This is a genomic window from Actinoplanes oryzae (genome assembly GCF_030757795.1).
Classification (GTDB): Bacteria; Actinomycetota; Actinomycetes; order Mycobacteriales; family Micromonosporaceae; genus Actinoplanes.
Map to the genome: position 1 here is coordinate 15,827 of NZ_JAUQWH010000010.1, position 11,948 is coordinate 27,774.

General features: G+C 72.0%; 14 protein-coding genes. 7 read left to right on the forward strand and 7 right to left on the reverse strand.

Annotated features, from left to right (window positions below; all coding sequences use genetic code 11):
- Positions 1-90 precede the first annotated feature (90 nt).
- From mobA to RBH18_RS05550, 3 genes are all read left to right on the forward strand, one after another.
- Positions 91-693 carry a molybdenum cofactor guanylyltransferase gene (gene mobA, locus RBH18_RS05540; protein WP_306204845.1) on the forward strand — a complete coding sequence of 201 codons (603 nt, stop codon included), beginning with the start codon at positions 91-93 and terminating at the stop codon, positions 691-693.
- Complete coding sequence (locus tag RBH18_RS05545; RefSeq protein ID WP_306204846.1) at positions 690-971, forward strand: DUF6457 domain-containing protein; 282 nt, start codon at positions 690-692, stop codon at positions 969-971. The genes mobA and RBH18_RS05545 overlap by 4 nt, the downstream gene beginning before the upstream one ends.
- A gap of 280 nt (positions 972-1,251) precedes the next feature.
- Positions 1,252-2,337 (forward strand): T3SS (YopN, CesT) and YbjN peptide-binding chaperone 1, encoded by a 1,086-nt coding sequence (locus RBH18_RS05550; protein WP_306204847.1) that lies wholly within the window; start codon positions 1,252-1,254, stop codon positions 2,335-2,337.
- Here the strand turns inward: RBH18_RS05550 and RBH18_RS05555 are convergent.
- Both RBH18_RS05555 and RBH18_RS05560 read right to left on the reverse strand, forming a co-directional pair.
- On the reverse strand, positions 2,334-4,163 hold the full coding sequence (locus RBH18_RS05555; protein WP_306204848.1) for a beta-propeller domain-containing protein: 1,830 nt from the start codon (positions 4,161-4,163) through the stop codon (positions 2,334-2,336). The two genes, RBH18_RS05550 and RBH18_RS05555, sit on opposite strands and share 4 nt — an antisense overlap.
- Before the next feature lie 36 nt (positions 4,164-4,199).
- Positions 4,200-4,658 (reverse strand): Lrp/AsnC family transcriptional regulator, encoded by a 459-nt coding sequence (locus tag RBH18_RS05560; protein ID WP_306204849.1) that lies wholly within the window; start codon positions 4,656-4,658, stop codon positions 4,200-4,202.
- Positions 4,659-4,725: 67 nt separating this feature from the next.
- Between RBH18_RS05560 and ddaH the strand changes: the two genes are divergently transcribed.
- Both ddaH and RBH18_RS05570 read left to right on the forward strand, forming a co-directional pair.
- Positions 4,726-5,553: a dimethylargininase gene (gene ddaH, locus RBH18_RS05565; RefSeq protein ID WP_306204850.1), complete on the forward strand. Its 828-nt coding sequence runs from the start codon at positions 4,726-4,728 to the stop codon at positions 5,551-5,553.
- Between the two features lie 47 nt (positions 5,554-5,600).
- A complete protein-coding gene (locus RBH18_RS05570; RefSeq protein WP_306204851.1) occupies positions 5,601-6,158 on the forward strand; it encodes a bacterial proteasome activator family protein in 558 nt (185 codons plus the stop codon).
- On the opposite strand, the gene RBH18_RS05575 is transcribed toward RBH18_RS05570, so the two are convergent.
- The 4 genes from RBH18_RS05575 to RBH18_RS05590 all read right to left on the reverse strand — a co-directional run bounded on the left by RBH18_RS05575 (position 6,155) and on the right by RBH18_RS05590 (position 9,927).
- Positions 6,155-6,964 carry a Cof-type HAD-IIB family hydrolase gene (locus tag RBH18_RS05575; protein ID WP_306204852.1) on the reverse strand — a complete coding sequence of 270 codons (810 nt, stop codon included), beginning with the start codon at positions 6,962-6,964 and terminating at the stop codon, positions 6,155-6,157. The two genes, RBH18_RS05570 and RBH18_RS05575, sit on opposite strands and share 4 nt — an antisense overlap.
- Positions 6,964-7,776 carry an HAD family hydrolase gene (locus tag RBH18_RS05580; protein ID WP_306204853.1) on the reverse strand — a complete coding sequence of 271 codons (813 nt, stop codon included), beginning with the start codon at positions 7,774-7,776 and terminating at the stop codon, positions 6,964-6,966. The genes RBH18_RS05575 and RBH18_RS05580 overlap by 1 nt, the downstream gene beginning before the upstream one ends.
- 101 nt (positions 7,777-7,877) lie before the next feature.
- Positions 7,878-9,158: a serine--tRNA ligase gene (gene serS / locus RBH18_RS05585; RefSeq protein WP_306204854.1), complete on the reverse strand. Its 1,281-nt coding sequence runs from the start codon at positions 9,156-9,158 to the stop codon at positions 7,878-7,880.
- 34 nt (positions 9,159-9,192) lie between these two features.
- Complete coding sequence (locus RBH18_RS05590) at positions 9,193-9,927, reverse strand: hypothetical protein (RefSeq protein WP_306204855.1); 735 nt, start codon at positions 9,925-9,927, stop codon at positions 9,193-9,195.
- Between the two features lie 66 nt (positions 9,928-9,993).
- On the opposite strand from RBH18_RS05590, the gene RBH18_RS05595 reads away from it, so the two are divergent.
- The gene (locus RBH18_RS05595) at positions 9,994-10,422 is read left to right on the forward strand and encodes an OsmC family protein (protein ID WP_306204856.1); all 429 of its coding nucleotides are present in this window, start codon (positions 9,994-9,996) and stop codon (positions 10,420-10,422) included.
- A gap of 244 nt (positions 10,423-10,666) precedes the next feature.
- Positions 10,667-11,008 carry a metallopeptidase family protein gene (locus tag RBH18_RS05600; RefSeq protein WP_306204924.1) on the forward strand — a complete coding sequence of 114 codons (342 nt, stop codon included), beginning with the start codon at positions 10,667-10,669 and terminating at the stop codon, positions 11,006-11,008.
- A 172-nt stretch (positions 11,009-11,180) separates the two neighbouring features.
- On the opposite strand, the gene RBH18_RS05605 is transcribed toward RBH18_RS05600, so the two are convergent.
- Positions 11,181-11,912, reverse strand: a complete 732-nt coding sequence (locus RBH18_RS05605; RefSeq protein ID WP_306204857.1) for an AIM24 family protein — start codon at positions 11,910-11,912, stop codon at positions 11,181-11,183.
- Positions 11,913-11,948: the final 36 nt, after the last annotated feature.

Here is an 11,948-nt window from a genome sequence, read left to right on the forward strand (position 1 = left end):
AGCGTGCTGAGCTGGCACAAAGAGCCGGAAACAGCGCGCGCCGGGAAGGCAGCGGTCACGCTCGCGGGCGCGGCGGGATACGGTACGTGCGTGGGGGGATTCGCGGCGGTGGTGCTGGCCGGCGGTGCGGCGCGTCGGATGGGTGGGGCGGACAAGCCCACCATCCCGGTCGCCGGCCAGTCGATGCTGACCCGTGTGCTGGCCGCTGTGCACGACGCCGACCCCCGCGTGGTGGTCGGCCGGGTGCCGCCGGACCTGCCCGTCGAGGTCGCTTCGACGAGCGAGCAGCCACCCGGGGGCGGCCCTGTGGCGGCCACCGCGGCGGGGCTCGCCCTGGTGCCGGAGAACGTCAGCTTCACCGCGCTCCTGGCCGCGGACCTGCCGTTGCTGACCGGCGAGGCGATGGACGTGCTGCGCCTCACCGTCGAGTCGGCGCCGATGATGCAGGGCGCGGTCTACCGGGACGCGGAGGGCCGGCGACAGTCGTTGTGCGGAGTCTGGCGTACGCCCGCCCTGCGCGAGGCGCTCACCCGGCTCGCCGGCGAACGGGGCAGCCTCCAGGGTGCGCCGATGCACGCCCTGCTCACGCATCTCAACTTCATCGAGGTCTCCTGGCGGCGCCCCGGTCCACCGCCGTGGTTCGACTGCGACACCGACGACGACCTGCGTACGGCGGAGGAGTGGGCGCGGTGAACGTGCTCGACGAGTGGCTCGGGGCGGCGGCCGCCGAGCTGGGTCTCGCCCCGGAAGACGTCCGGCGCGACCTCATCCTCGACGTGGCCCGCGACGTCGCCCACAACGTCGTGCGCCCCGGCGCGCCCGTGACGGCGTACCTCCTGGGCCTGGCCGTGGGCCGTGGTGCCGACCCCACCGAGGCCGCCGCCAAGCTGTCCGCCCTCGCCACCGCCTGGCCCGCCCCGGCCGAGACCACCGCCCCGCCGGCCGAAGCCACCCACGCCGACCGCAGCTGAGCCCGCGCCACACCCGGCCCGGAGCTGAGCTCGCACCACGCTGGCCCGGAGCTGCGCCACGGCGACTGGGTTGAGCGCGAGCCACGCCGGCCCGGAGCTGCGCCACGCCGACCGGGTTCAGCCCGCGCCACGCCGACCGGGAGACGGCCGCTGGCCCTTGGGGGCCGAAGATCCGGGCCGGGACCGAATCGCCGCAAACGGGAACAACGCTCGTCGGGAATGAGACGGGGCCGATGCGCGTCCGGCGGGCTCGATAGGGTGACGGGGCGGAGGTGCGATCATGACGGCGGACAACCCGGCCGACCAGCCCGAGGGCATTTTTCTTGACGAGCCCACCACGGCCGATCTGCGGGCCAAGGTCACGGAGGCGTGGCGCGAGTTCGCCGGCGCCCTGGCCGGCCTCCTGCCCTCGCTCGAGCCGGGGGCGCACATCGACATCACGCTGGACCCGACGGCGTCCGGCACCGGCACGGCCGTCTATTCGGTGAGCATCCGGCTCCTGCCCGACGGGGTGGTGGAGGCGCTCGCGGTGGGCAATGCCGCGCTGCCCGAGGGCTACCGGATGGACCGCTCGGCCGTCGCCGACCTGGTCGCGCTCGGGTGGTCGCCGCCCGGGGTGCTGGCCGGGTCGGGGGACTCGTTCGGGCTGCGGACGACGACGGCCGGCGCGAAGCAGTTCGCCACGGTGGTGTCGCGGACGCTGCGCGACGTCTACGGCGCGCCGCACCCCGCCTTCCTCGTGTACCTGGTGCACGACGAGGAGGACGAGCCGATCGACACGGCGCCCCTGGCCACCGCGCGGCACGAGCCCAGCATCGACGAGGAGCTCAACCTCGACGATCTCGACGAGGACGGCCTGCTCTCCGCGGCGCTGGCCAACGCGGCGGAGGAGGTGCCGCTCGAGGAGCGCGTCCGCACGGTGGTCGCGACGATGTCCAAGACCACCGTCGACCAGCTGCAGGTGGACACCGACGGCGACATCGGCATCCGGGCCGGCTCGGCGATGGTCTTCGTCCGGGTGCGCGACAACCCGCCGCTGGTGGACGTCTTCTCGCCGATCCTGACCGAGGTCGAGCCCACCGAGCAGCTCTACGTGAAGCTGTCCGAGCTGACCAACCGCATGCCGATCGGCCGCCTCTACTGCGCGCAGGACACGGTGTGGGCCTCGATCCCGGTCTTCGGCCGCAACTTCCAGGCCACCCACCTCATGCTCGCCGTCCAGGTCATGACCGGCCTCGCGGACGAGCTCGACGACCGGCTGCACGGCGAGTTCGGCGGCAAGCGCTTCTTCGGCGAGGGTGACAAGCCCACCCCGGCGAAGGCGCCCGACACGTCGGACACCCACCGCCCCGGCATGTATCTCTAGAAAGCTATCCAGGCCTGCTCGTCCAGCGTGGCGAGCGACGAGGCCTGCAACCCGGCGTCGGTGACGGTCCAGAGCACGTCACCGACCACGAGCGACCGGCGTACGCCCGGGCGGCTCACCATGCCCACCTGCGTCACGCCCTGGTCGGTCACCCGCAGCGCCAGCGCACCCTCCGTCACCCGCCCGCCGCTGACGGAGGACACCGGCAGGACCAGCAGCTGGGTCGCCGGCCACCACAGCAGCGCGTGCGGATCCCACTCGGCCTCCGACTGCCCGCCCGGCACCTGGTGCTGGGTGAGGCGCCGCGGGGCCCCGGGGTCGCGTACGTCGAAAAGCGAAACCTGCGTCCCGCTCACCCGCCCGGACGTGTCCGCCTCCTGGCCGACGCCGATCAGACGCCCCTCGCCCGCGGGCTGGAGATGCGCCGAGTAGCCGGTGATCTTCAGCTCGCCGGTCACCCGTGGCTTGGCGGGGTCGCTGAGGTCGATCGTGTAGAGCGGGTCGGTCTGCCGGAAAGTGACGACATAGCCGACCGGCCCCAGGAACCGCACGGAGTAGATCCGCTCGCCCTTGCCCAGCCCGTCGACCACTCCGACCTGGGCAAGATTCCGGACAGCCAGCACGCGGACCGCGGAAGCCCCGGACGACGTCGTAGCGACTCGGAGGTGACCATCCGATTCGGACAGAGCGTACTGGTTCACGAGATAGCCGGGCACTGATCCGGACGCCGCGTACGCCGGCGGCTTCGTACCGTCGATCGTGAACCGATGGATGTCGGTCTGCTCGCGTACCGGCAGATCGGCGCGACCCACCCCGGCCGTGACCTGCCATCGCTCATCGCTCGCCACATACATGCTGCTGCCCGTGGCATAGACGGTGTCGCTGTCCGCCGCCACCGTGACCGCGTCGCCGCTGCCCAGCGTCGGCTGCGACAAGTCGAACGTCAGGATGCTGACCAGCGACCCGCCCGAGAACGACGGCGGCCGCGTGACCCGCGAGCAGTCGGCCGTACCCTGCGAAGTCTCGCTTCCCGTGGTCACGGACCATGCCGGCAGCCAGGCGCTGACGTCCGCCTGCTCGATCGCCTTCCGGTTGGCGCCGGTCGGATCGCTCTTGCGACCGGAATCCGGGAACGTGATCCGCGGCGCCGACCGCAGCACGACCCGCGCGGTGCCGCCGGTGAGCCGCGCGTCGATCAGCCGGCCGTCGCCCTGCCAGCGGCTGACGATCCGCGGCGCGCCGCTCAGGGACACCAGCAGCGCCTCGCTGCGACCGGCGACCGGCACGCCGATCTTGCGATCGATCACGCCGCCGTCGCCGACCTCGGTGGACAGGACCAGCGCGGCGTCGCCGGACAACAGCAGCGTCGGCCCGGTCCCGTACCCGCGGATGCCCAGGTCGAGCGAGCCCGTCTGCTTCCTGAGGGCCGCGTCCACGACCCGCAACGTCGAGCCGGACACCGTGACGATGCGCCGGCCGTCCGTCTTCACCAGGTCGGGCTCGTCGGCGTCCGCCTCGTGGTTGTTGGTGCCCGAGAACTTCCCGGCGGCGGGCACGGCGGCGGCGTCCGCCATGGTCCGGGCCCCGCCCCGCTCGACCGCCACTTCCGGTACGCCGCCCGCGCCCGGAAACCCGTAGGGTCCCACGCTGGCCTTGGCCGCCTGCTTGACGTCCTTCTCCAGCTGCTCGCACGAGTCGTAGGAGACCAGTTTCAGCCCCCCGGAAGAGGGCGCGGGAGTGGGCGCGGGGGACGGTGACGACGTGCAGCCGGCGAGCGGAAGCGCGACGGCGAGTGCGGTGGCGCAGAACACGTGACGGCGTGACATGGGGGTGGGACGCGCCGCCCGGCCGCGCGGTTCCCCCTAGACCGGCCCCGGTACGGACGTCGGCGTCTCGACCAGCCGCGACAGCACCACCATGCTCCGCGTCGACGTCACGAACGGCTCCGCCCGCAACCGCTCCAGCGCCTGCTCCAGGTGCCGCATGTCCGCCGCCCGCAGATGCACGAGCGCATCCGCCTCGCCCGACACCGTGTAGGCCCCCACCACCTCGGGGTGCCGCCGTGTCGCCACGGTGAGCTGCGCCGGAGTCGTGCGGCCGGTGCAGAACAGCTCGACGAACGCCTCGGTCGTCCATCCCACGGCGGCCGGCTCGATGACGGCGGTGAATCCCTTGATCACCCCGTCGGCGCGCAGCCTGTCCACGCGGCGCTTGACCGCGGGGGCCGACAGGGAGACCTTCGCGCCGATCTCCGCGTACGACGCCCGGGCGTCCGCCACGAGGTGCGCAACGATTCGCTGGTCCACGGCGTCCATACGCAACGATTCGCCTCCAGCGGGCAAGAGAAAGAGCTGTTTCGCCCGTCCCAGCGTACCTACCCTGTACCTCATGAGCCAGACCGAGCGGTTGCCGCGTATGCGGACATATCTCATGTGTCCGCCCGACCACTTCACGGTCGACTACGTCATCAATCCATGGATGGACGTCACCGTGCCGGTCGACGCCGGCCTCGCGGGCAAGCAGTGGACGCTCCTGCGCGACACGCTCGTCGACCTCGGGCACACCGTGCACGTGCTTGACGCCCGCCCCGGGCTGCCCGACATGGTGTACGCGGCCAACGGCGCCTTCTCCGTCGACGGCACCGTCTACGGCGCGCGCTTCCGCTATCCGCAGCGCGCGGACGAGGCCGAGGCACACCGGCTCTTCTACACGGCGGACACCTGGTCGTACGCGGCTCCGGCGCACGTCAACGAGGGTGAGGGCGACTTCGCGTACCTGCCGGGGGCCTACGGCGGCACGATCCTCGCCGGCTACGGCTTCCGCACCGAGCCGGCCGCCCACGCCGAGGCGCAGGAGGTCCTGGGTCGCCCGGTGGTGTCGCTCCGCCTCGTCGACCCGGCCTTCTACCACCTCGACACGGCCCTCGCGGCGCTGGACGACCGCCACGTCGCGTACTTCCCCGAGGCGTTCTCCCCCGCCTCGCAGCGCGTCCTCGCCCAGCTGTTCCCCGACGCCGTCCTGGCCGACCGTGCCGACGCCGAGGCGTTCGGGCTCAACCTGGTCAGTGACGGCCGCCATGTGATCCTCAACACCGAGGCGACGGCGTTCGGTGCGAAGGTCCGCGCGGCCGGCTACACCCCCGTGCACGTGGAGCTCGGCGAGCTCAAGCGCGGCGGGGGCAGCGTGAAATGCGTGGTGGCCGAACTCAGGAGGTGACCGCCCCGCGGGCGGCGGACGAGCGCGGGCGAGAGAAAATGGTTCGCATGAGCGACGACACCGAAGCCAAGCAGGAAGACTCCGTCATCGTGGTCGGCCCGGACGGCCGTCCGATGGGCACGGTGGAGTCCGACGGGAGCATGAAGCCCGAGGAGCCCGGCAACCAGATCGAGCAGCCCGCCAAGGTGATGCGGATCGGCAGCATGATCAAGCAGCTGCTCGAGGAGGTCCGCGCGGCGCCGCTCGACGAGGCCAGCCGCGGCCGGCTGCGGGAGATCCACCAGCGCTCGATCAAGGAGCTGGAGGACGGCCTGGCGCCCGAGCTGCGCGAGGAGCTCGAGCGGCTGTCGCTGCCCTTCGAGGGCGAGACCCCGCCGAGCGAGGGCGAGCTGCGCATTGCCCAGGCGCAGCTGGTGGGCTGGCTGGAGGGGCTCTTCCACGGCATCCAGGCCGCGCTGGTCGCCCAGCAGATGGCGGCCCGGCTGCAGCTCGAGCAGATGCGCGGCCCCGGCGGCCGGCCGGCGCTCCCGGTCGGACCGCACGGCGTCATCCCCGGCATGACCGCCCCCGGCGCCGCCGAGGGCAACACCGGGCAATACCTCTAAAGATCGAAAACCTTTTCCAGGTACGCCGCCACGCCGTCCTCGTCGTTCGTCAGACCGATCTCGTCGGCGATCTCCTTGACGGCCGGATGCGCGTTCCCCATCGCCACGGAACGGCCTGCCCACGTCAGCAGGGGCAGGTCGTTCGGCATGTCGCCGAAGGCCACGACGTCGGCGGCGGTGAGCCCGCGCTGCTCGCAGAGCCACGCCAGCCCGGCTGCCTTCGTCACGCCCGCCGCCGAGATCTCGACCAGCGCCGACGTGGACGAGTGCGTCGCCTCGACCGCCGTGCCGAGCGTCCGGCTCACCAGCTCCACGAACTCGTCCGGCTGGTGGTGGGCGGAGCGGACCAGCAGTTTCACGGCCGGCACGCTGGTCAGCTCGTCCGGGGTGCCGATGACGCGGACGCCCTCCATCTCGCCGTCCCAGTGCAACGGCCAGGCCGGCTCGTACCAGAAGCCTCTGCCGTCCTCGACCTCCACGGCCATGGTCACGTCGGGCACGGCCTCGCGCAGCCGGGCCGTCACGTCGAGCAGCAGCTCGGTCGAGATCGGCGCCGCCCGCAGGATGGCGTCGGTGTCGGGGTCGTAGACCACGGCGCCGTTGGCGCACACCGCGGGCAGCGGCTCGGCCATCTGGTCGTAGAGCTGGCGCAACCAGCGCACGGGACGGCCCGTCACGAGGACGGTGGGCACGTCGTCGGCGTGCAGCCGGTCGAGCACGTCGATGGTGCGCGGGCTGAGCGTGCCGTCGCTGCGGATCAGGGTGCCGTCGATGTCCGAGGCGACGAGGCGAAACGGTTTCTGCATCACTTCGACAGTAGCTTGTCGAGGTAGACGGCCACCCCGTCCTCGTCGTTGGTCAGCGTCACCTCGTCGGCGACCGCGAGCAGCTCCGGGTGGGCGTTGGCCACCGCGACCCGGCTCCACCCCGCCCACGCGAACATCGGCAGGTCGTTGGGCATGTCACCGAAGACCAGCACGTCGGCCGGGTCCACGCCGACCGCCTGGGCGACGACCGCCAGGCCGGTGCCCTTGTCGACCTCCGGCGGGCAGATCTCGACGTAGTTCAGGCCCGCCTGGGTGACCGAGGCCACGTGCGGCGGCACCACCCGGCGGGCCGCGGCGAGAACGTCGTCGACATCGCGCTCGAAGGAACGGGCGAAGGCCTTGATGACGTCCGAGGTCAGGCACTCCTCGCGGCTCCGGGGCTCGACCGTCACCGGATAGCGCCACGTCGGGTCGTAATCACCCCAGAGCGGGGAGTCGTCGTGCTCGAGCGCCTCCACCATGACCGAGAGCGGGCCGACCTTGGCCTCCAGGGCCTGCAGGGCGAGGGCCAGGTCGCGGCCGGGGAGGCGGGCGCTGCGCAGCAGCCGGGACTCCTGCTGGTCGATGACCCAGCCGCCCTGCGCCAGCACCAGGAAGTCCGCGTCCCGGATGTCGTTGCGGGTCAGCTCGGTCAGCCGTGGCCCGCGGCCGGTGGCGCCCACGACGCGGATGCCGGCGGCCCGGACCCGGTCCAGCACCGCATGGGTGTACGCGGAGACGGTGTCATCGCTGCGCACGAGCGTGCCGTCGAGATCGGTGGCGATGAGCTTCGGCAGGCCGGCACGGGTCATCGAATACCTCCGAGGGCGGAAGACCCCCGCGGAGGGCGGAAGGAAAACGGTACACCGATCCGGCTACCAGCAGCCATGACTTCTGGTAGCCGGATGATGTATCACGCGTTAGCGGCAGTCTTCGCCGTGGGCTCGAGGACCTCCCGGCCGCCGAGGAAGGGCTGCAGGGCCTTCGGGACGCGCACCGAGCCGTCCGGCTGCTGGTGGTTCTCCAGGATCGGGATCAGCCAGCGGGTCGTGGCGAGCGTGCCGTTCAGGGTGGCGGCGGTCTGCGGCTTGCCGTCCTCGTCGCGGTAGCGGATGTTGAGCCGCCGCGCCTGGAAGGTCGTGCAGTTCGACGTCGACGTCACCTCGCGGTAGCGCCCCTGCGACGGCACCCACGCCTCGCAGTCGAACTTGCGCGACGCGCTCGAGCCGAGGTCGCCCGTCGCCACGTCGATCACCCGGTACGGAATCTCGACCTTGGCCAGCATCTCCTCCTCCATGGCGACGAGCCGCTGGTGCTCCGCCACGGCGTCCTCCGGCTTGCAGAAGGAGAACATCTCCACCTTGTCGAACTGGTGCACGCGCAGGATGCCCCGCACGTCCTTGCCGTGCGAGCCGGCCTCGCGGCGGTAGCACGTCGACCAGCCGGCAAACCGCTCCGGCCCGGCCGACAGGTCGAGGATCTCGTTCGAGTGGTACGCCGCGAGCGGCACCTCCGACGTGCCCACCAGGAACAGGTCGTCGGCCTCGAGCCGGTAGACCTCGCTCGCGTGGGCGCCCAGGAAGCCCGTGCCCTCCATCGACTCCGGCCGGACCAGCGACGGCGTGATCGAGGGGATGAAGCCGTGCTCCACCGCCTGGGCGATCGCCATGTTGAAGAGGGCGAGCTGCAGCAGCGCCCCCACCCCGGTCAGGAAGTAGAACCGCGAGCCCGACACCTTGGCGCCGCGCTCGGTGTCGATCGCGCCGAGCGCCTCGCCGATCTCGAGGTGGTCCTTCGGGCTGTCGATGGCCGGGAGCTCGCCGACCTCGCGCAGCACGACGAAGTCGTCCTCGCCGCCCTCCGGCACGCCCTCCTGCACCAGGTTGGGCACGGCGAGGTGGGCCTTGCGCAGCGCCTCGTCGGCGGCGGTGGCCTCGGCCTCGGCCGTCTTGACCTCGGCGGCCAGCTCCTTGGTGCGGGCCAGCAGCGCCGCACGCTCGTCGCCGGAGGCCTTGGCGACCTGCTTGCCCAGCGACTTCTGCTCCGCCCGCACGGCCTCGAAGCGCTGGGTGGCGGCCCGCCGGGACTCGTCGGCGCGCAGCAGCTCGTCGACCTTGTCGGGGGACTCGCCGCGCCGCCGCTGGCCGGCACGGAACAGCTCGGGCTCTTCGCGAAGCAGTCGCAGGTCAATCACGATTGATGAGCCTACCGGCGCGGGTGTCCGCCTTTCACCCCGATATGCCCTCGCCGGGCTTGTCCCGGCTGTCGCCCGTCGCCTGCCACGGCTTGGCCGCCGTCACCTCCAGCTCGAACGGGGTCTCCGGCCGCGGGTCGTCCTCCGCCTCCGCCCGCGGCCGGCGCCACGGCCGCCTCTCCGCCGCGGCGGATTCCGGGAGGCGCCCCGACAGGTACGTGGCCAGGGTCACCAGCACCACGCCGGCCAGCGCGCACCAGACGCCCCGGCCGACCTCGATCCGCATGTCCTGCTCCCCGAAGCCGACGAGCGCCTCGATCGGCCGCAGCACCTGCGACGTCTCCGTCAACGCCGAGTACGCCGCCGCGACCACGACGAACAGGACACCGCCCGTGCCGAGGGCGGCGAGGCGGGCGTACGGGCGGCCGGGCGCCGGCCCGAAGAGCGCGACGGCGACGGCCGCGACCAGCAGGCACAGGCCGACCAGATAGGCCGGGCCCCAGCCGGTGACCTCGGCCACCGTGGAGGCGAACGGCCGGGCGCCGGAGTTGCCGCCCTGCAACACCCGGGCGTCCAGCGTGGTGATCTGCCACTCGGAGACCAGCGACGCGAAGAGCGCGAGCGCGCCCAGCCCGGCGGTCAGCGGGACCAGCCGGCGGTCGCGGCCGAGACCGGCGAGGAAGCCCCCGGCGCGGCGGCGCGACTCGTCCGGCTCGTCGGCGGACTCCGCCGGGCCGAACTCGATGACCGCTTCCTCGGGGTGCGACATGTGAACAATAATCGCCTGCGCGCGGTCACCCGGCCACCGTCCCGGAGATGGACTAGCGTGCCGAGTATGCCTATTAGCAAAGCTTCCGCCCGGTGGACGGGCAACCTGACCGAGGGCTCCGGCACCATCAAGACCGGTAAGGGCGGGATCACGGGGAATTACTCCTTCAAGTCCCGTTTCGAGGAGGGTGAGGGCACCAACCCCGAGGAGCTCATCGGCGCCGCGCACGCCGGCTGCTTCTCGATGGCGTTCTCCAAGGCGCTGAGCGACGCCGGCTTCACGCCCACGTCGGTGGAGACCGTCGCCCGGGTGCACCTGGACAAGAACGACGCCGGCTTCGGCGTGACCCGCATCGAGCTCGAGACGGTCGGCGAGGTTCCCGGCGTCGACAACGACACCTTCCAGAAGATCGCCGCGGACGCCAAGGAGAACTGCCCGATCTCCCGGCTCCTCGCGCCGGGCGCGCAGATCTCGCTGCACGCGACGCTCTCCTGAGCCACCCGCACCCAGCACCCCGCGCGCCGGCCCGGCCACACCGGCCGGCGCGACCGGGCGCCGCCTTTTAGAGCCCGGTGCCGCTTCAACGGCCGGGTGCCGCTTCGGCAGCCGTGGCCGCATCGATGATCGGGTGTCGCTTCGGTGACCGTGGCCGCTTCGGCGATCGGGTGCCGCTTCGGCGGCGGCGCGCGGATGGCCGGGGCGCGGGCCGGGAGCGCACAATGGTCGCGTGCCGGTCGAGATGAGCCGAGAGCGGTTCGAGGAGTTCGTCGGCGAGGCCCTCGACGAGGTCCCGCCCGAGCTGCTCAAGATGATGAACAACGTGGTCATCCTCGTCGAGGATCTGCCACCCGACGGCAGCCTGGGCCTGCTCGGACTCTACGAGGGCACCGACCTCACCAGCCGCGGCTGGGACTACGCCGGCGTGCTGCCCGACCGGATCACCATCTACCGCCTCCCGACGCTCGCCGTCTGTGACACCGAGACCGACGTCATCGACGAGGTCGCGATCACCGTGGTCCACGAGATCGCCCACCACTTCGGCATCGACGACCACCGCCTGCACGAGCTCGGCTGGGGCTGACCCCGGCAAGCATCACCGCCCGCCGGGGTCGCGCCATCGTCAACTCCTGCCGGGGTCGCGCGATCGCCACCACCTGCCGGGGATGGGCGGTCAGTTGCCGCCCCGACGGCGCCGGATGATCGGTCGCCGCCCCCTGGGGCACGCGGTCGGTCGCGCCCGCGGGAGCAAGCGATCAGTCGAAGAGCTGGTTGAGCAGGCCACCGCTCTGCTGCTGACCGCCCGCGGCGCCGGCGAGGCCGCCCGGGGGCTCCTCGGAGGGCTGGACGACGACGAAGCCCTGGCCGGAGAAGCTCATCGTGAAGCGCTCGCCCGTGGTGCGCCCGAGCAGCGTGCCGAGGCCGAACTGCTCGCCCCGGTGGTAGCCGGTCTGCAGGTTCGCCGACCAGCAGATCGCGGCCTGCGGGTCCACGTACGTCGGCTGGTCGACCGTCAGCACCACCGGGGTGCCCTTGGTGGTGACCGCGATCCGGCCGTGCCCGGTGAAGACGCAGTTGAACAGGCCCGCGTTCGAGGCCGCGCCGACGCCCTGGACCATTTTGATGTCGTAGTTGAGCGTCGAGTCGAAGGCCAGCACGTTCGCGCCGTTGATCGAGAGGCCGTCGCCCGGCTCGAGGTCGATGAGGTGGATGTCGGCGGCGTTCTCGGCGAGGAACACGTCGCCCTGGCCGCGGACGCGCATCAGCGGCACGCCCTCGCCGGTCAGCTTCTGCTTGAGGAACTTGCCGAGGCCGCCCGAGCCGAGCGCCTCGAACTGCACCTGCCCCTGGTAGGCGACCATCGAGCCGACGCGGGCCATGAACTCGCCGTTCAGCTCGGCCTTGAGCAGCTTGGAGTTCTGAAGCCGAAGGCCGGGCTGGGCCGATTCCTTCTCGAGGTTGTCGGCTGAGAACAGTTCGCTGCGCATCGAGTCCTCCTGTGAAGTGGGTCTTCATGGTACGGA